The organism is Variovorax sp. FG153 (assembly GCF_057809595.1).
This window is the reverse complement of record NZ_JBMDKG010000008.1, coordinates 24,755-41,918: the sequence shown is the minus strand read 5'-3', so window position 1 is coordinate 41,918 and position 17,164 is coordinate 24,755. Positions and strand designations below refer to the sequence as shown.

17 protein-coding genes are annotated in these 17,164 nt (G+C 71.6%); 5 read left to right on the top strand and 12 right to left on the bottom strand.

The window, feature by feature from the left end; genetic code table 11:
• Positions 1-109 precede the first annotated feature (109 nt).
• From ACODT0_RS11790 to ACODT0_RS11775, 4 genes are all read left to right on the top strand, one after another.
• Positions 110-1,258 (top strand): MGDG synthase family glycosyltransferase, encoded by a 1,149-nt coding sequence (locus tag ACODT0_RS11790; RefSeq protein WP_057593556.1) that lies wholly within the window; start codon positions 110-112, stop codon positions 1,256-1,258.
• On the top strand, positions 1,255-1,746 hold the full coding sequence (locus ACODT0_RS11785; RefSeq protein ID WP_057593557.1) for a hypothetical protein: 492 nt from the start codon (positions 1,255-1,257) through the stop codon (positions 1,744-1,746). The genes ACODT0_RS11790 and ACODT0_RS11785 overlap by 4 nt, the downstream gene beginning before the upstream one ends.
• Entirely contained in the window at positions 1,743-2,345 is a 603-nt protein-coding gene (locus ACODT0_RS11780) for a dual specificity protein phosphatase family protein (protein WP_489041357.1), read from the top strand. Before ACODT0_RS11785 ends, ACODT0_RS11780 begins: the two co-directional genes overlap by 4 nt.
• Positions 2,346-2,457: 112 nt before the next feature.
• The gene (locus ACODT0_RS11775) at positions 2,458-3,588 is read left to right on the top strand and encodes a zinc-binding dehydrogenase (RefSeq protein WP_057593558.1); all 1,131 of its coding nucleotides are present in this window, start codon (positions 2,458-2,460) and stop codon (positions 3,586-3,588) included.
• Positions 3,589-3,635: 47 nt separating this feature from the next.
• On the opposite strand, the gene fusA is transcribed toward ACODT0_RS11775, so the two are convergent.
• From fusA to ACODT0_RS11755, 4 genes are all read right to left on the bottom strand, one after another.
• Positions 3,636-5,654, bottom strand: a complete 2,019-nt coding sequence (fusA, locus tag ACODT0_RS11770; RefSeq protein WP_489041356.1) for an elongation factor G — start codon at positions 5,652-5,654, stop codon at positions 3,636-3,638.
• 311 nt (positions 5,655-5,965) lie between these two features.
• Positions 5,966-6,202: a hypothetical protein gene (locus tag ACODT0_RS11765; protein WP_489041355.1), complete on the bottom strand. Its 237-nt coding sequence runs from the start codon at positions 6,200-6,202 to the stop codon at positions 5,966-5,968.
• 111 nt (positions 6,203-6,313) lie between these two features.
• A complete protein-coding gene (kdpE, locus tag ACODT0_RS11760; protein ID WP_093355193.1) occupies positions 6,314-7,006 on the bottom strand; it encodes a two-component system response regulator KdpE in 693 nt (230 codons plus the stop codon).
• Between the two features lie 5 nt (positions 7,007-7,011).
• Positions 7,012-9,750: a DUF4118 domain-containing protein gene (locus ACODT0_RS11755; protein WP_489041354.1), complete on the bottom strand. Its 2,739-nt coding sequence runs from the start codon at positions 9,748-9,750 to the stop codon at positions 7,012-7,014.
• A 113-nt stretch (positions 9,751-9,863) separates the two neighbouring features.
• Between ACODT0_RS11755 and ACODT0_RS11750 the strand changes: the two genes are divergently transcribed.
• Entirely contained in the window at positions 9,864-11,228 is a 1,365-nt protein-coding gene (locus tag ACODT0_RS11750) for an MFS transporter (protein ID WP_489041353.1), read from the top strand.
• Positions 11,229-11,263: 35 nt separating this feature from the next.
• Here ACODT0_RS11750 and ACODT0_RS11745 read toward each other — a convergent pair whose 3' ends face one another.
• The 8 genes from ACODT0_RS11745 to ACODT0_RS11710 form a co-directional block, all read right to left on the bottom strand.
• Positions 11,264-11,401 carry a hypothetical protein gene (locus ACODT0_RS11745; RefSeq protein ID WP_172705584.1) on the bottom strand — a complete coding sequence of 46 codons (138 nt, stop codon included), beginning with the start codon at positions 11,399-11,401 and terminating at the stop codon, positions 11,264-11,266.
• Positions 11,391-11,774, bottom strand: a complete 384-nt coding sequence (locus tag ACODT0_RS11740; protein ID WP_057593563.1) for a hypothetical protein — start codon at positions 11,772-11,774, stop codon at positions 11,391-11,393. The genes ACODT0_RS11745 and ACODT0_RS11740 overlap by 11 nt, the downstream gene beginning before the upstream one ends.
• Positions 11,775-11,802: 28 nt before the next feature.
• Positions 11,803-12,384 (bottom strand): potassium-transporting ATPase subunit KdpC, encoded by a 582-nt coding sequence (gene kdpC, locus ACODT0_RS11735; RefSeq protein WP_057593564.1) that lies wholly within the window; start codon positions 12,382-12,384, stop codon positions 11,803-11,805.
• A gap of 12 nt (positions 12,385-12,396) precedes the next feature.
• Positions 12,397-14,574 (bottom strand): potassium-transporting ATPase subunit KdpB, encoded by a 2,178-nt coding sequence (gene kdpB / locus ACODT0_RS11730; protein WP_296732176.1) that lies wholly within the window; start codon positions 14,572-14,574, stop codon positions 12,397-12,399.
• A gap of 13 nt (positions 14,575-14,587) precedes the next feature.
• Positions 14,588-16,393, bottom strand: a complete 1,806-nt coding sequence (gene kdpA / locus ACODT0_RS11725; protein WP_489041352.1) for a potassium-transporting ATPase subunit KdpA — start codon at positions 16,391-16,393, stop codon at positions 14,588-14,590.
• 1 nt (position 16,394) lies between these two features.
• Positions 16,395-16,493 (bottom strand): K(+)-transporting ATPase subunit F, encoded by a 99-nt coding sequence (kdpF, locus tag ACODT0_RS11720; protein ID WP_057593567.1) that lies wholly within the window; start codon positions 16,491-16,493, stop codon positions 16,395-16,397.
• Positions 16,490-16,612, bottom strand: a complete 123-nt coding sequence (locus ACODT0_RS11715) for a hypothetical protein (protein ID WP_296732183.1) — start codon at positions 16,610-16,612, stop codon at positions 16,490-16,492. The genes kdpF and ACODT0_RS11715 overlap by 4 nt, the downstream gene beginning before the upstream one ends.
• 142 nt (positions 16,613-16,754) lie before the next feature.
• Entirely contained in the window at positions 16,755-17,156 is a 402-nt protein-coding gene (locus ACODT0_RS11710) for a PaaI family thioesterase (protein WP_489041351.1), read from the bottom strand.
• Between the last annotated feature and the right edge of the window lie 8 nt (positions 17,157-17,164).

Here is a 17,164-nt window from a genome sequence, read left to right as displayed (position 1 = left end):
ACATTCGCGGAGGGGAGCACACCGTCGGCGTGAGCCCACCCCGGCGCCCCGGCCCCCGATTCCGCACTGCCACAAGCCCTCGCCATAATCCGCGCAGACCGCCGAACACATGACCAAACTCCTGATCCTCAGCGTGAGCGCGGGCAACGGCCACGTGCGGGCCGCCCAGGCCCTTGCCGCCACCGCCCAAACCCTCAGCCCGCCCTGCCCGGCGGTCCACATCGACGCCATGGCCCACGTGCCCGCGGGCTTTCGCAAGGTCTACACCGACTGGTACATCCAGCTCGTGAACCGCGCGCCCGAGCTCTGGTCGTACCTGCACCAGCGCACCGACGTCACGCCGCACCACGCGCCCTCGCAGCGCATGCGCCGCGGCATTGAGCGGCTGAGCACCGTCGCGCTGGTGCGCGAGATCCGGCGCGAGAAGCCCGATGCGGTGATCTGCACCCACTTCCTGCCGGCCGAGCTGCTGATGCGCGAGCGCAACCGCGGGCGCATCGAGTATCCGGTGTGGCTGCAGGTCACCGACTACGACCTGCACAACATGTGGCTGGTGCCGGGCATGACCGGCTACCTCGCGGCCACCGAGGAGGTCGCGTTCCGGCTGCGCGCGCGCGGCATTCCGCCCGAGCGCATCCACGTCACCGGCATTCCCGTCATGCCCGCCTTCTCCGAACCCGATGCGCTGGAACGCGACGCCTGCGCCGCCGCGCTCGGCCTCGATCCCGCGCGGCCCGTGCTGCTGATGGTCTCGGGCGGCGCCGGCGTGGGCGATCTCTCGAGCATGGTCGAGCGCGTGCTCGCGCTCGGGGCCGGAGACGAACCCGGCGGCCGCTCCCAGGTGATCGCCGTGGCCGGCCGCAATGCCGAGATGCACGGCCGGCTGCAGGCCCTCGCGGCGCGCCATCCGGGCCGCGTGGTGGCCGTCGGTTTCACCAACGAGATGCACAAGCTCATGGCCGCGTCCGACCTCGTCGTCACCAAGCCCGGCGGCCTCACGGTCTCCGAATGCCTCGCGCTCGGCAAGCCCATGCTGCTGATCTCGCCGATCCCCGGCCAGGAGGAGCACAACGCCGGCTTCCTGATGGAGGAAGGCGCGGGCTGGCTTGCCTACGATGCCATCGGCCTCGAGTACAAGGTCGCGCGGCTGATGGCCGATCCGGCCAAGCTCGCCCACATGGCCCAGCGCAGCAAGGCGCTGGGCAAGCCACGGGCCGCGCGCGCGGTGCTCGATCGCGTGCTGGGGCCCTCGGCATGAGCTGGAGAAACGAAGACAAGCCCACCGTGGGCCGCACCCTGGTGTACCTGCTCTGGGTCGTCACCATGGCCTTCTTCTTCGCCAATGCCGAGATCCAGATCGAGGGCGGCGCCGGCTGGGCCACCTCGCTGCCGACCTGGCGCATCGAGAACAGCATCTGGCTCGACATCTTCTGGGGCGGCCGCGCGATGACCGGCTACCACGCCTGGGTCTTCACCTTCATGGCGCTGGTGTTCTTCTCGCCGCTGGCCTTCTCGGGCCGCTGGAAGCTGCGCGACTGGGGCCTCGCGCTCGCGGGCCTGATCGTGTTCTGGGTCTGCGAGGACTTCCTCTGGTTCCTCATCAACCCGGCCTTCGGCTGGGACAACTTCAACCCCACCAAGGCCTTCTGGCACAAGCACTGGATGTGGGGCGCGCCGGTCGATTACTGGGGCGGCCTCGCGGTCGCCGCGCTGATCCTGGTGCGCCGGCACTGGCCGCGCCGATGAGCCGCGCGAACATCGTGCGCCGCATGCGCGAGGCCCGCCGGGCGCAGCGCGAGGCGCAGGCCGCGCCCGTGGAGCGGCCCGACCACTGGGCCGATCCGCTCGATGCGCTGGGCGTGGAGAACCTGCACCGCCTCACGCCCACGCTCTACCGCAGCGCCCAGCCGCGCGCGAAGGACGTGGCGGCGCTGCAGTCGCTCGGCATCCGCACCGTGGTCAGCCTGCGTTCCTTCAACGACGACCGCAAGGTGTTCGCGGGCAGCGGCATCCGGCTGGTGCGCGTGCCGATCAACACCTGGGACATCGACGACGCGAAGGTGCAGCGCGCGCTGCGCGCGATCCTCGCGGCCGAGCACGACGGGCCGGTGCTGATCCACTGCATGCACGGCGCCGACCGCACCGGTGTCGTCTCCGCCGTCTACCGCATGGCGCTGCAGGGCTGGGACAAGGAGGCCGCGCGCCAGGAGATGCTGCGCGGCGGCTACGGCTACCACACGCTGTGGCGCAACATCCCGCGCTACATCGAGCGCGTGGACCCCGAGAAGATGCGCCACGCGCTGGCCCAGGCACCGGCCGTGCCGGCGGCTCCAGGGCTGTCCTGAAGGCGCCAGCAGGCTTCGCGGCCCGCTCCTATACTGGCCCGCGACGGCCCCCGGCGGCCGGTCGCACCCACCTTCCGCACACGCTTCATCCGCTTCACAAGGGGCATCCGCCATGGCACTCCAACTGCGCTCGCTCGTCCGTTCGAACGGCGAGCTCGAACTCTCGCTGCACGACGAACCCATCCCCGAACCGCAGGCCCACGAGGTCGTGATCCGCGTCGAGGCTTCGCCGATGAACCCCTCGGACCTCGGCCTGCTGTTCGGTGCCGCCGACATGGCGACCGCCAAGGCCTCGGGCAGCGCCGAGCGCCCGGTCGTCACAGCCACCGTGCCCGAGCGCGCGCGCCCCGCGATGGCGGGCCGGCTCGACCAGTCGATGCCCGTGGGCAACGAGGGCGCGGGCACGGTCGTGAAGGCCGGTTCGTCGCCCGAGGCCCAGGCCCTGCTCGGCAAGACCGTGGCCGCGATCGGCGGCGCCATGTACTCGCAGTACCGCGCGGTGGCCGTCGCGCAATGCCTCGAGCTGCCCGAAGGCACCGCGCCGGCCGATGGCGCGTCGTGCTTCGTCAATCCGCTGACCTCGCTCGGCATGGTCGAGACCATGAAGCGCGAAGGCCACACCGCGCTGGTCCACACGGCAGCCGCCTCCAACCTCGGCCAGATGCTCAACAAGATCTGCCAGAAGGACGGCATCGCGCTCGTCAACATCGTGCGCAAGCCCGAGCAGGAAGCGCTGCTGCGCGGCCTCGGCGCCAAGTACGTCTGCAACGCCGCCTCGCCCACTTTCCTCGACGATCTCACGCAGGCCCTGGTCGAGACCGGCGCCACCCTGGCCTTCGACGCCACCGGCGGCGGCAAGCTCGCGGGCCAGATCCTCGGCTGCATGGAAGCGGCGCTCAACCGCACCGCCAAGGAATACAGCCGCTACGGCTCGACCACGCACAAGCAGGTCTACATCTACGGCGGCCTCGACCGCGGCCCGACCGAGTTCGTGCGCAACTTCGGCATGGCCTGGGGCATGGGCGGCTGGCTGCTGTTCCCGTTCCTGCAGAAGCTCGGCGCCGAAGGCACGCAGCGGCTGCGCGCACGCGTGGTTGCCGAGCTCAAGACCACCTTCGCGAGCCGCTACACGCGCGAGGTCTCGCTGACCGAGGCGCTGCAGCTCGATGCGATCGGCGTCTACGGCAAGCAGGCGACGGGCGAGAAGTTCCTGCTCAATCCCAACAAGGGCATCGCGGCCTGAGATAGACGAAAAAAAGGGCGACCCTCGCGGGTCGCCCTCTGGGGCCGTCAACGTTTCACGAGGCCGGCCATTTCGCCCGCGGGCACCACGGCGTAGTGGTCGAACTGCATCGCGTACTGCGCGCGGCCCGAGGACAGCGCGCGCAGATTGCCGATGTAGCCGAACATCCGCGCCAGCGGCACATGGGCCTCGACCACGATCGCGTTGCCGCGCATCGCCTGGCCGCGCACCATGCCGCGTCGCCGGTGCAGGTCGCCGATGCAGTCGCCCACGTGCTCGGCGGGCGTGGTCACTTCCACGGCCATCACCGGCTCGAGCAACTGCCCCCCGGCCTGCGCCGCCGCTTCGCGGAAGGCCGCGGCGGCCGCGAACTCGAAGGCCATCGCCGACGAGTCGCGTTCATGGTGGCTGCCATCGAGCAGCGTGACCACGAAGTCCACGCAGGGATAGCCGGCCAGCACGCCCGACTGCGCGGCACGGCGGATGCCGGCCTCGATCGCGGGAATGAACTCGCGCGGGATCGCGCCGCCCACCACCCGGTTCTCGAACGCGATGCCTTCGCCGCGCCCGCGCGGGGCGATGCGCAGCTTCAGCTCCGCGAACTGGCCCTGGCCGCCGTTCTGTTTCCTGTGCACATGGTGCACCTCCGTTTCCTTCGATACCGTTTCACGGCAGGCGACCTGGGGCCGTCCCACCGACACTTCGACGCCGAAGCGCTCGCGCAGCTTCTCGATCGAGACCTCGAGCTGCAGCTCTCCCATGCCCGACACGATGGTCTGGCCCGACTCGGCGTCCTGCCGCAGCCGCAGGCTCGGGTCCTCGCGCAGCAGCACCTGCAGCGCCTTCGCCAGCGCCTGCTGGTCGGCCTGCGCCTTCGGCTCGATCGCGACGTGGAGCACGGGCTCGGGCACGCCGATCTGTTCGAGCTGCACCGGATGCTGCCGGTCGCACAGCGTGTGGCCGGTCAGCGTGTCCTTCAGCCCGACGATGCCGGCGATGTCGCCGGCCACCAGTTCGTCGCGTTCGATGCGGTCGCCCGCCTGCACCTCGTACAGCCGTGCCGCGCGCTCGATGCGGCCGGTGGTGGCGTCGAGCATGCTGTCGCCGCGCCGCAAGCGGCCGCTGTAGACACGCACGAACACCATCGCGCCGTGGTCGTCGCTCGCCACCTTGAACGCCAGCGCCGCGAACGGCGCCCGCGGATCGCAGGGCAGCGCCACCTCGCCGGGCTTCGGCAGCCAGTCGACGATGGCGTCGAGCAGCGGTTCCACGCCGCGGTTGCGGAAGGCCGAGCCCGCGAGCACGGGCACGAAGGCACCGGCCAGCACGCCCTTGCGGATGCAAGCGCGCAGCACCTCGGCCGGCAGCTCCTCGCCGTTCAGGTAGGCCCCCATCGCGGCCTCGTCCTGCTCGACGGCGAGCTCCACCAGCCGCGCGCGTTGCTGCAACACGGTGGCCATCAGCCCGGCGGGCACCTCGGTCACGCGGTACGGCCGGCTCGCATCGTCGAGGTCCCAGACCAGCGCGCGCAGGCCCAGCAGGTCGACCACGCCGCGGAAGTCGCCTTCCGCGCCGATCGGCCACTGCACCGGCACGGCCTTCACGCCCAGGCGTTCTTCCATCATCGCGACCACGCGCGGGAAGTCCGCGCCCAGGCGGTCGAGCTTGTTGACGAAGGCGATGCGCGGCACGCGATAGCGGTCCGCGAGGCGCCAGTTGGTCTCGGTCTGCGGCTCCACGCCGGCCACGCCGTCGAACACGACCACGGCCCCGTCGAGCACGCGCAGCGAGCGGTTCACCTCGATGTTGAAATCGATGTGGCCCGGCGTGTCGATCAGGTTGATCTGGGTCGCGTTCCACTGCAGCGTGATGGCGGCGCTGCTGATGGTGATGCCGCGCTTGCGCTCCTGCGCATCGAAGTCCATGCGCGCGGTGCCGCGGCTCACGTCGCCGATGCGATGGCTCTCGCCGGCGTAGAACAGGATGCGTTCGGTGGTGGTGGTCTTGCCGGCATCGACGTGGGCAATGATGCCGATGTTGCGCAGGTTCCTGGGTGTGTGGGTCATGGCGAATCTTTCTTTCTCTGGCTCGAAGCACGGCTTCGAGCGCCTGGTGGGCATGTGCCAACCCCAGGCGGAAAGGATTCGCCTGAGGGCTAGCGACGAACGGTGTCGTGCAATCTGCTGATGCGGCGGCCGGAGCCCGGGCGCACGGAAGCCAGGCTCCGGCGGAGGCGAATCGTGGCGATCAGCTTGTCGTAGGTACGCATGGCGATGAAGAAGTGAGAGGCGGAAAAGACAAAACCCCGGAGGACGGGCCTGCCGGGGTTTTCAGTACCGGAAGGCGCAACGCCTTCCGAACGCGATCGAAGGCGATGTCAGGTGGCGGTGAGGCCGGCTTCGATGGCTTGGGTGAATTTCATGGTGGGGCGGATTGTGGGCTTGCCTGCGGTCGATGGCAAGCCGCGCTTCGTTGCCGTTGGGTGGATGCCACGCGCATGAATGCGGGCAGCCGGACGCAGAGGACGCGAAGGTTTCGCGAAGGACGCGAAAGAACAGCCATGAAAAATGGAAGCGCCGGTGCGGGCGTTGCTCCCCTTCTTAGCGATCGGCAAGACCCAAGGCCTTCGAAAGACGACTCGCCACATCTTTCTGTCTTCCTTTCGCGCCCTTCGCGAAACCTTCGCGTCCTCTGCGTCCGGTTCCCGATCCCGATTTCAGAAATCTCAGACGACCAGCCGATACCCCACCGCAGTCTCGGTCAACAGATGCCGCGGCTGCGCCGGATCGTCCTCGAGCTTCTGCCGCAGGTGCCCCATGTAGATCCGCAGGTAGTGGCTCTGGTCCGTGTGCGACGGTCCCCAGACCTCGCGCAGCAGCTGGCGTTGCGTCAGCACGCGCCCCGCGTTCGCGGCCAGCACCGACAGCAGCCGGTACTCGGTCGGCGTGAGATGCACCTCGGCACCCGCGCGGCGCACGATGCGCGCGGCGCGGTCGAGCTCGATCTCGCCGAAGCGGAACAGTGCCTCGGGCACCTCCTCGCTGCTGGCCGCGCGCGGGCGCCGCAGGTTGGCGCGCACGCGCGCGAGCAGCTCGCCGGTGCCGAAGGGCTTGGTCAGGTAGTCGTCGGCGCCGGCGTCGAGCGCGGCGATCTTGTCGGCCTCGTCGCTGCGCGCCGACAGCACGATGATCGGCACCGCCGACCAGCCGCGCACGTCGCGGATCAGCGAGACGCCGTCGCCGTCGGGCAGGCCCAGGTCGAGCACCAGCAGGTCGGGCTGGCGCGTGCCGGCCGCGGCGAGGCCGTCGCGCAGCGTGCCGGCCTCGTGCACCAGCCAGCCCTCGGCCTCGAGCGCGCCGCGCACGAAGCGGCGGATCTGCGGCTCGTCCTCGATCACGATGGCGGTGGGGGCAGGCATGGGGGTCAGAGCGGCGCTTCGGCCGGTTCGGGCGGCTCCCGGCGCGGGAGCGTGACCGTGAATTCTGCACCGCCGCCGCGCGCATTGGCGGCCACGATCTCGCCGCCATGGGCGCTCACCACCGCCTTGCAGATCGCCAGGCCCAGCCCCACGCCCGGCGTGGCCGACTCGACCTCGCCGCGCGTGAACTTGTCGAACAGCTTCTGCTCGTGGCCCAGCAGCGCCGCGGGCAGGCCCGGGCCGTGGTCGCGCACGCTCAGCACCAGCGTGCCGGGCTCGGCGCGCGCGCCCACCACGATCGGCGACGCGCCGTACTTGGTGGCGTTCTCGAGCAGGTTCACCAGCACGCGCTCGATCAGCACCGCGTCGAACTCGACCAGCGGCAGCCCGGCATCGAGCGCGGTCTGGACCACGGTGGCGCCGAGCGCGGTGCGCGCCGCGCGGATGGCCGAGCCCACCACCTCCTCGACCGACTGCCAGTCGCGCCGCAGGTTGACCGCGCCGCCCGCGATGCCGCTCTCGAGCCGCGCCATGTCGAGCAGGTTGTTGACCAGCGCATGCAGCTCGTGCGCCTGCGCAACGATCGCGCGCGCCGCCTCGGCATGTTCTTCCGCCGGCAGGGTCTGCAGCGATTCGGCCAGCGCGATCAGCGCGGTCAGCGGCGTGCGCACGTCGTGCGAGATCGCGCCCAGCAGCGCGTTGCGCAGCCGCTCCGATTCGATCTCGACCACCGCCTGCTGCGCCACCTCCACGTAGTGCACGCGCTCGAGCGCGATCGCGATCTGCCGCGCCAGCGTGTCGAGCTGCTGCGCCTGCTCGGGGATCAGCAGCCAGCGCGGCTGCGCCGGTTCGAGCGCGAGCACGCCGCGCACGCGCATCGGCGCCTGCAGCGGCACGTAGTGCCAGGGTTGCGCGGCCAGGGTGGCGGTGGCGAGGCCCGCGCTCTGGCCATGGCGGAAGGCCCAGTCGGCCACCTGCGCGTCGAAGCCCGGCGGCGGATCGGCCGGCGCCACCAACTGGTCGGCGGCATCGGTCACCAGCACCAGCGCATGGCCGCCGAAGTGGCCCTGCACCGCGGCCGCGCCGAGCGCGACCACCTGCGTGCTCTCGAGCGCGGCCGAGAGCTCGCGCGTGAGCTCGAACAGCGAGCGCGCGCGGCGCTCGCGGCTGGTCGACACGCCGGCCGCGAAGCGCAGCCCGGCCGTGAGCTGGCCCACCAGCAGGCCCACGCCCAGCATGATCGCGAAGGTCAGCACGTACTGCACGTCGCTGACCGCGAACGACAGCCGCGGCGGCACGAAGAAATAGTCGAAGGCCGCGACGTTGAGCAGCGCCGCCAGCGCCGAGGGCCCGCGCCCGAAGCGCATCGCCACGCCCACCACGCCGAGCAGGAACAGCATCACGATGTTCGACAGCTCGAGCACGCCGGTCAGCGGCGTGCACAGCAGCGTGAGCGCCACGCTGGTGGCCGCGGCCCAGGCATAGCCGGGCCAGTGGATCGGCGCCTGCTCGTGGTCGTCGCTGTCGATGCGCGCCCCCGCCACGCCCAGCGGCGAGCGCGATAGCCGGCGCGCGCTGTCGGCGCGGCCCACCTCGAGGATGTCGAGCGCGGGTGCCAGTCGCGCGAGCGCGCGCGCCAGCGGCACCCGCGCCGCCATCCACGGGCGGCGCCAGCCGGTCGCGGGCTCGGCGCGCCCGAGCACCAGCGTCGCGCAGTTGAGCCGGCGCGCCTGCTCGGCGAGCTGCCCGGCCACGTCGTCGCCGGTCAGCACCGCGGTGGCCGCACCCAGTTCCTCGGCCAGCTTCAGCACCGCGAGGATGCGGTCGCGCTCGGCCGCGGCCAGCCGCTGCAGCCGCGGCGTCTCGACATACACGGCATGCCAGCGCACGTTGAGCTGGCCCGCGAGCCGCGCCGCGGTGCGCACCGTCTGCGCCGCGCCCTCGTGCGGGCCGACGCACGCGAGGATCGCGCCCGAGGTGTGCCAGGCCTGCAGGCCGGTGCCCGGGCCCGACTGCTCGACGCGCCAGCCGCGCACGTCGTCCTCCACGTGTTCGGCGGTGCGGCGCAACGCGATCTCGCGCAGCGCGATCAGGTTGCCCTTGCGGAAGAAGTTCTGCGCCGCGCGTTCGGCCTGCTGCGGCAGGTAGACCTTGCCAGCCGCGAGCCGCGCCGTGAGCTCGTCGGGCGTGACGTCGACCAGCACCACCTCGTCGGCCTCGTCGAGCACCGAGTCGGGCACGGTCTCGTGCACCCGCACGCCGGTGATGGCGCCGACCGTGCCGTTGAGGCTCTCGAGGTGCTGCACGTTGAGCGCCGACCAGACCTCGATGCCCGCGGCCAGCAGCTCCTGCACGTCTTGCCAGCGCTTGGCATGGCGCGAGCCGGGCGCGTTGGTGTGGGCCAGCTCGTCGACCAGCAGCACCGCGGGCCGGCGCGCCAGCGCGGCATCGAGGTCGAACTCGGCCAGCGTGCGGCCGCGGTAGGCGATCTCGCGCAGCGGCAGGGCATCGAGCCCCGCCAGCAGCGCCGCGGTCTCGCCGCGGCCATGGGTCTCGACCACGCCGATCAGCACGTCGCGCCCGGCCTTGCGCTCGCGCTGCGCGGCGCTCAGCATGGCCCAGGTCTTGCCCACGCCGGCGCTGGCGCCGAAGTAGATGCGCAGCTTGCCGCGCCGCGCGCGCGCCTCGTCGCTGCGCAGCTGGGCGATCAGCGCGTCGGGGTCGGGGCGGGACAGCTCGCTCATCGGGAGCGCAGGTTAGCGCATCGCCCCGCGCACCGACGCTTCGGTGCGCGCCGAAGCATGGCGACGCCGGCTTCGCACAATGGGCCGTCTGGTTCCAAGAAGGCTGTTCCCCCATGAACGACAGACATCCCGCCCGCCCGGCCGCGCCGCGCCGCGGCCTCGCCCTGCTCACGCTGTGCCTCGCGGTCCTGGTGGCGCAGGTCGACATGGCCGTGGTCAACCTCGGCACCCGGCCGATCGGCGAGCACTTCCGCGCCGGCGTGACCGCCCTGCAATGGGTGGTCGACGGCTACAACCTCGCCTACGCGGTGCTGCTGCTCACCGGCGGCCTGCTGGCCGACCTGTACGGACGGCGCCGGATCTTCATGCTCGGCGCGGCCGTCTTCACGGGTGCCACCGTGCTGTGCGCCGCGGCCACTTCGGTCTGGATGCTGGTCGCGGGCCGCGCGCTGGCCGGCCTGGGCGCCGCGCTGCTGATGCCGGCCTCGCTCGCGATCGTGCGCGTGGTGTGGCAGGACGCGCGCGAGCGCGGCCGCGTGCTCGGCATCTGGGCCGCCTGCAACGGCCTGGCGATGGCCATCGGCGCGCCGCTGGGCGGCGTGCTGATCCACCGCTTCGGCTGGCGCGGCATCTTCCTCGCGGTGCTGCCGTTCAGCCTCGCCGCGCTGCTGCTGGCACGGCCCTCGATCCCCGAGTCGTCCGATCCGCGCGGGCGCAGCCTCGACGCGGGCGCGCAGCTCGCCGGTGGCCTCGCGCTCGGCGCGCTCGCCTTCGCGGCGATCGAGTCGCACGAGGCGCCGCGGGTCGCGATCGCGGCGCTGGCGGTCGCGCTGGCGGCGTTCGTGCTGTTCGTGCGCATCGAAGGCCGGCGCGGCGCGACCGCGCTGGTGCCGCTCGACCTGTTCGGCCTGCCCGCCTTCCGCGCCGCCATGATCGCCACCGCCGGCATGACCTTCGGCATGTACGGCCTGCTGTTCCTGCTGCCGCTGCACTGGCAGCAGGCGGGCCTGCTCGACGCCACGCGGGCCGGCCTCGCGCTGATCCCGATGGCGTTGCTGTTCGTCGCGCTGTCGCCGTTCAGCGGCCGCATCGTGGCGCGGCTCGGTGCGCGCGCGGTCAGCTGCGCGGGCGTGGCGGTCATCGCCGGCGGGCTGCTGCTGGTGGCGCTGGGCGCGGGCCACGCGTCCATCGCCTGGGCCGAGGCCGGACTGGCGCTCGCGGGCCTCGGCATGGGACTGGCCACCGGGCCGCTGATGGCCGAGGCCGTGGGCGCGGTCGATGCCGCGCGCTCGGGCACCGCGGGCTCGCTGATCAATGTCGCGCGCATCGCGGGCGCGACGATCGGCGTCGCCGCGCTGGGTGCGTTCTATGCCATGGCGGGCGGCGGCGCCGCGGGCCTGCGCTGCGCGATGCTCGCGGGCGCGGCGGTGCAGGCCGGCTGCGCCGCCAGCGCGTGGCGCACCGCGCGGCCGCGCTGAACCGGCAGCGGACATCGGTCGCGCAAGCGGCCACATCAACGGGAAGCTCCGTTCTTGCGCCGGGCACGATGCTCGTGGCGCCGCGCCGTGCGCGACAGCACCAGCCAGGCGAAGCCCAGCGGCACGAACAGCGCCGCCAGCGCGAGCAGCGCATGGAGCCAGTCAGTGGCCATGGCGCAGTCCGCAGCGCGCGAGATGTTCGCGCCAGCTCACCAGCCGGCCGATCTCGCCCGAGGGCACGCATTCGATCAACCGGTGCAGCACCTCGGCGTAGCTGCGCATCGGCAGGCGGATCATCAGCCGCACGCAGGGCGCGTCGCTCTCCTGCGAGCTGCAACCGTGCAGCAGCGGCTCGCAGCGCACCACGCCGGCATCGGCGCAGCCCGCGAGGCTGCGGCGCACGCGCAGCGCGTCGGCGCAACTCACGGTGACGTCGAGCACATGGAAGCTGTCGGCGGCCGTCCTGCGGGCGGCCGCGATCGCGGCACCGGCCGCGGCGGGACTTCGGAAATACACGGGATGTTCGCGATAAGCGGCGTAGGCCATACAGGTCTCCTTTGCCTGGGTCCGGGGTTCAGCGCTTGTCGAGCGCGAGGTTCAGCGCCAGCACGTTCACGCGCGGCTCGCCGAGCAGCCCCCACAGCGGCTGCTGGGTCTGCCGATCGATCAGCGCGTTGACTTCCCCCAACGGCAGGCCGCGCTCGCGCGCGACGCGCGGTGCCTGGTAGCGCGCCGCGGCCGGGCTGATGTCGGGGTCGAGGCCGCTGCCCGAGGCCGTCACCAGGTCGACCGGCACCGGCGCGGTGTTGCCCGGGTCGGCCGCGCGCAGCGCTTCCACGCGCGCCTTCACGGCGTCGGTCAGGGCCGGGTTCAGCGGGCCCTGGTTCGCGCCCCCCGAGGCGCTCGCGTTGTAGGGCTGCGGCGCGGTGGCCGAGGGGCGGCCCCAGAAGTGCCTGGGGTCGCTGAAGTTCTGGCCGATCAGCTTCGAGCCGACGGTGGTGCCGTCGAGCACGATCAGGCTGCCGGCCGCCTGCGCGGGGAAGGCCGCCTTGGCGGCGCCGGTGACGGCCATCGGATAGATCAGGCCGGTGAGCGCGCTCAGCAACGCGAAGACGACGATGGCGGGGCGGACGATGCCGCCGGTGGTGTTGCTCATGATGGGGACTCCTCAGACCAGGTGGACTGCCACCAGCAGCCAGTCGATCAGCTTGATGCCGATGAAGGGAACGAGCAGGCCGCCCAGGCCGTAGATGGCGAGGTTGCGGCGCAGCAGCGCGGCGGCGCCCACCGGCCGGTAGCGCACGCCCTTGAGCGCCAGCGGGATCAGGAACACGATCACCAGCGCGTTGAAGATCACCGCCGACAGGATGGCCGACGACGGGCTCGCGAGGCGCATCACGTTGAGCGCCGCGAGCTGCGGATAGGTCGAGACGAAGATCGCGGGAATGATCGCGAAGTACTTCGCCACGTCGTTGGCGATCGAGAAGGTGGTCAGCGAGCCGCGCGTCATCAGGAGCGCCTTGCCGGTCTCCACCACCTCGAGCAGCTTGGTCGGGTTCGAGTCCAGGTCGACCATGTTGCCGGCCTCCTTCGCGGCCTGGGTGCCGCTGCCCATGGCCACCGCCACGTCGGCCTGCGCGAGCGCGGGCGCGTCGTTGGTGCCGTCGCCGGTCATCGCGACCAGCCGGCCCTCGGCCTGGTACTTGCGGATCAGCGCCAGCTTGTCCTCGGGCGTGGCCTCGGCCAGGAAGTCGTCCACGCCGGCCTCGGCCGCGATCGCGGCGGCGGTGAGCTTGTTGTCGCCGGTGATCATCACCGTCTTGATGCCCATGCGGCGCAGCTCGGCGAAGCGCTCCTTGATGCCGGTCTTCACGATGTCCTTGAGCTCGACGATGCCGAGCACGCGGTCGCGCTCGGCCACCGCCAGCGGCGTGCTGCCGCGGCGCGAGGCCTCCTCGGCGGCGCGCAGCAGCTCGGGCGCCATCGTGCCGCCGAGCGCCTCGACGTGCCGGCGCACCGCCTCGACCGCGCCCTTGCGCAGCACGATGGGATCGGTGTCCAGGCTGTTCGGCGCGGCCGGCAGGTCGACGCCGCTCATGCGGGTCTGCGCGGTGAAGGCCACGAAACGAGCCCCCACGCTCGCCACTGCGTGTGCTTCGCTGCCCCCCGAGGGGGCGGCTTCGCCTCGGGACGGCCCGTCGGCGAAGCGCGCGTTCTCGACCGGCGCGGGTTCCAGCCCGTCGCGGCGCGCGAGCTCCACGATGCTGCGGCCCTCGGGCGTCTCGTCGGCCAGCGAGGCCAGCATGGCGGCGCGCGCGAGCCGTGCCTTGGTGACGCCGGGCGCCGGCAGGAAGGCGCTGGCCTGGCGGTTGCCGTGCGTGATGGTGCCGGTCTTGTCGAGCAGCAGCACGTCGACGTCGCCGGCGGCTTCCACCGCGCGGCCCGAGGTCGCGATCACGTTGGCCTGCATCATGCGGCTCATGCCCGCCACGCCCACGGCCGACAGCAGGCCGCCGATGGTGGTGGGGATCAGGCACACCAGCAGCGCGACCAGCGCGGTCAGCGAGACCACCGTGCCGGCGCCCGCGGCTTCCACGCTGAACACCGAGAACGGCAGCAGCGTGACCGTGACCATCAGGAACACCAGCGTGAGCGCCACCAGCAGGATGGTCAGCGCGATCTCGTTGGGCGTCTTCTGGCGGCGCGCGGCCTCGACCATGCCGATCATGCGGTCGAGGAAGGACTCGCCCGGGTTCACCGCGATGCGCACCACCAGCCAGTCGGACAGCACGCGGGTGCCGCCGGTCACGGCCGAGAAGTCGCCGCCCGATTCGCGCACCACCGGTGCCGATTCGCCGGTGATGGCGCTCTCGTCGACCGAGGCCACGCCTTCGATCACCTCGCCGTCGAGCGGGACCACGTCGCCGGCCTCGACCAGCACCACGTCGCCCTTGCGCAGGTTGGGCGCCTGCTCCGGGAGCCACTTCGCGTCGCGCTGCGGCTCGGCCAGCTTCTTGGCCCAGGTGTCCTTGCGCAGGCCGCGCAGCGAGGCGGCCTGGGCCTTGCTGCGGCCCTCGGCCAGCGCCTCGGCGAAGTTGGCGAACAGCACCGTGAACCAGAGCCACACGGTGACCGCGAGCACGAAGGTCGGCGACATGCCGGTGTCGCCCGGGAAGCTCAGCGTGTGGATCCACAGCAGCGTGGTGAGGATGCTCCCGATGTAGACGATGAACATCACCGGGTTGCGCCACTGGGTGCGCGGGTTCAGCTTGGCGAAGGCGCCGCGCAGCGCGGGGCGCACCAGTGCCGCGTCGAACAGCGACAGGGAAGTCTTGGTTGGGGTCATGGCGTGCTCCTCCTTACTTCCAGAGCACCAGGTGCTCGACGATCGGCCCGAGGGCCAGCGCCGGCACGTAATTGAGCAGGCCGACCAGCAGCACGGTGCCGATCAGCAGGGAAACGAACAGCGGCCCGTGCGTGGGCAGCGTGCCGGCCGTGACCGGCAGGCGCTTCTTGGCGGCCAGCGAGCCCGCGATGGCGAGCACCGGCACGATCATCGCGAAGCGGCCGAACCACATCGCCAGGCCCAGCAGCGCGTTGTAGAAGGGCGTGTTGGCCGACAGGCCCGCGAAGGCGCTGCCGTTGTTGTTGGCGGCCGAGGTCAGCGCATAGAGGATCTCGGAGAAGCCGTGCGCGCCGGGGTTGGCGATGCCGGCCTTGCCCGCGCCCGAGGCCACCGCGATGGCGGTGCCCACGAGCACCAGGATCGGCGTCACCAGGATCGCGATCGACAGCAGCTTCATCTCGCGCACCTCGATCTTCTTGCCGAGGTACTCGGGCGTGCGGCCGATCATCAGCCCGGCGATGAACACCGCGAGCATCGCGAAGACCAGCATGCCGTACAGGCCCGAGCCGACGCCGCCGAACACCACCTCGCCGAGCTGCATCAGCACCAGCGGCACCAGGCCGCCGATCGGCGTCAGCGAGTCGTGCATGAGGTTGACCGCGCCGCACGAGGCGGCCGTGGTCACGGCGGCGAACAGCGCCGAGGCGTCGATGCCGAAGCGCACCTCCTTGCCTTCCATGTAGCCGCCCGACTGCAGCGCGCCCGCGGCCTGGTCGACGCCCAGCGGCGTGAGCAGCGGGTTGCCGCCCTGCTCGGCCGACGTGAGCACCGCCACCGCGACCACGAACATGACCGCCATCGCCGCGAACACCGCCCAGCCCTGGCGCATGTCGCCCACCACGCGGCCGAAGGTGAAGCACAGCGCGGCCGGGATCAGGAAGATCGCCAGCATCTGCAGCAGGTTCGACAGCGCGGTCGGGTTCTCGTAGGGATGCGCCGAGTTGGCGTTGAAGAAGCCGCCGCCATTGGTGCCGACCATCTTGATCGCCTCCTGCGAGGCGACCGGGCCCATGGCCAGCGTCTGCGTCGCGGTGGTGGCGTCCTCCATCACCGGCGCGCCCTTGTCGTCCTTCAGCGGCTGGCCGTCGGGGCCGGCCTTGGGCTGCTGGAACGCGGTCGTCTCGAGCGTGTCGACGGCCTTGTACGCGTCGAAGTTCTGGATCACGCCCTGGCCCACCAGCGCCACCGCCAGCACGAAGGAGATCGGCACCAGCACCCACAGCGTGATGCGCACGATGTCGGCCCAGAAGTTGCCGACCAGGCCGCGGCCCTGGCCTTCGCCGCGGCGCGCGAAGCCGCGCACCAGCGCGAACGCCACCGCGATGCCGGTCGCGGCCGACACGAAGTTCTGCACCGTGAGGCCGAGCATCTGCGTGAGGTAGCTCATCGTCGACTCGCCCGCGTAGCCCTGCCAGTTGGTGTTGGCGACGAAGCTCACGGCGGTGTTGAAGGCCGAGTCGGGCGACACCGCGCCCATGCCGGCCGGGTTGAGCGGCAGCAGGCCCTGCAGCCGCTGCAGGCCGTAGACCACGATCGCGCCGACCGTGTTGAAGGCCAGCAGCGCCAGCGCATAGACGCGCCAGCTCATCGACTGCGCCGGCGCCACGCCGGCCAGCTTGTAGAAGGGGGACTCCACGCGCGCCATCCAGCGCGGCACGCGTTCGTTGCACAGCGCCGCGAGGAAGCGGCCGACCGGCCAGGCCAGCAGCAGCAGCAGCGCGAAGAAGAGGGCCAGCAGGCCCCAGGCGGAACCCGTCATTTCAGAATTCCTCGGCGCAGATCAGCGCGAAGACCAGGTAGGCGAACAGCACCACGGCGATCAGCGCGCCGAAGCCGTAGAGGACGTCGAGGCCGATCACGATGCCTCTCCCTCTTTCGCCGCCGGCGGGTTCGGTCCCTCGAGCCGGTTCAGCCCGACGACCATGGCCGCCACCACGACCCACAGCGCCAGCAAGGCGCCCATCCAGACGATGTCCATGCATCACTCCTGCTATCAAAAAGATGAATGGCAGTCTCGGCAGATGCGCGTCAAAACGGGGGAAAGAGTCGGTGGGGGGCCGTAAAGAAAGCGTAAAAACGCCGCGCGGGAGCGCCGCGGGACCCGCAGGTGGGCGCTCGGCTCAGCCGGCGCGGCGCAGCAGCTTGCCCGTGGACGAGGCGCGCGCGATCAGCCGGCCATCGAGCGCCCAGAGGTCGGCCTCGAGGAACACCACGCTGCGGCCCCAGCGCAGGATGCGCGCCTCGGCCTCGAAGCTGGCGACGTCGGCCCGGTCGAGGAACGAGATCTTGAGCTCGAGGCTCGCGAGGCCGGCCTCGGCGTCCTTCGCGTTCACCGCGAAGGCCATCGCGCAATCGAGCCATGCGGTGACCAGCCCGCCCTGCACCACCGTGCCGTTGCTGTGCGCGAACTCGGGCCGCGCCACGAAACGCACGCGCGCGAGGCCGGCCTCGGCATCACTGCGCAGCAGCTGCGAAAAGCCGATGGTGTGCATCAGCGCGCTCGGGAATTTTTCGTTATCCATGCAGGAAT

What these genes read in the sequence shown, in the direction of transcription:
- ACODT0_RS11750 (WP_489041353.1), top strand. Translation starts at nt 9,864, where the DNA reads ATGAACGACAGACATCCCGCCCGCCCGGCCGCGCCGCGCCGCGGCCTC.
- kdpA (WP_489041352.1), bottom strand. Translation starts at nt 16,393, where the DNA reads ATGACGGGTTCCGCCTGGGGCCTGCTGGCCCTCTTCTTCGCGCTGCTG.
- ACODT0_RS11745 (WP_172705584.1), bottom strand. Translation starts at nt 11,401, where the DNA reads ATGGCCACTGACTGGCTCCATGCGCTGCTCGCGCTGGCGGCGCTGTTC.
- ACODT0_RS11710 (WP_489041351.1), bottom strand. Translation starts at nt 17,156, where the DNA reads ATGGATAACGAAAAATTCCCGAGCGCGCTGATGCACACCATCGGCTTT.
- ACODT0_RS11785 (WP_057593557.1), top strand. Translation starts at nt 1,255, where the DNA reads ATGAGCTGGAGAAACGAAGACAAGCCCACCGTGGGCCGCACCCTGGTG.
- ACODT0_RS11715 (WP_296732183.1), bottom strand. Translation starts at nt 16,612, where the DNA reads ATGGACATCGTCTGGATGGGCGCCTTGCTGGCGCTGTGGGTCGTGGTG.
- kdpC (WP_057593564.1), bottom strand. Translation starts at nt 12,384, where the DNA reads ATGAGCAACACCACCGGCGGCATCGTCCGCCCCGCCATCGTCGTCTTC.
- ACODT0_RS11775 (WP_057593558.1), top strand. Translation starts at nt 2,458, where the DNA reads ATGGCACTCCAACTGCGCTCGCTCGTCCGTTCGAACGGCGAGCTCGAA.
- fusA (WP_489041356.1), bottom strand. Translation starts at nt 5,654, where the DNA reads ATGACCCACACACCCAGGAACCTGCGCAACATCGGCATCATTGCCCAC.
- kdpE (WP_093355193.1), bottom strand. Translation starts at nt 7,006, where the DNA reads ATGCCTGCCCCCACCGCCATCGTGATCGAGGACGAGCCGCAGATCCGC.
- ACODT0_RS11740 (WP_057593563.1), bottom strand. Translation starts at nt 11,774, where the DNA reads ATGGCCTACGCCGCTTATCGCGAACATCCCGTGTATTTCCGAAGTCCC.
- kdpB (WP_296732176.1), bottom strand. Translation starts at nt 14,574, where the DNA reads ATGACCCCAACCAAGACTTCCCTGTCGCTGTTCGACGCGGCACTGGTG.
- ACODT0_RS11780 (WP_489041357.1), top strand. Translation starts at nt 1,743, where the DNA reads ATGAGCCGCGCGAACATCGTGCGCCGCATGCGCGAGGCCCGCCGGGCG.
- ACODT0_RS11790 (WP_057593556.1), top strand. Translation starts at nt 110, where the DNA reads ATGACCAAACTCCTGATCCTCAGCGTGAGCGCGGGCAACGGCCACGTG.
- ACODT0_RS11755 (WP_489041354.1), bottom strand. Translation starts at nt 9,750, where the DNA reads ATGAGCGAGCTGTCCCGCCCCGACCCCGACGCGCTGATCGCCCAGCTG.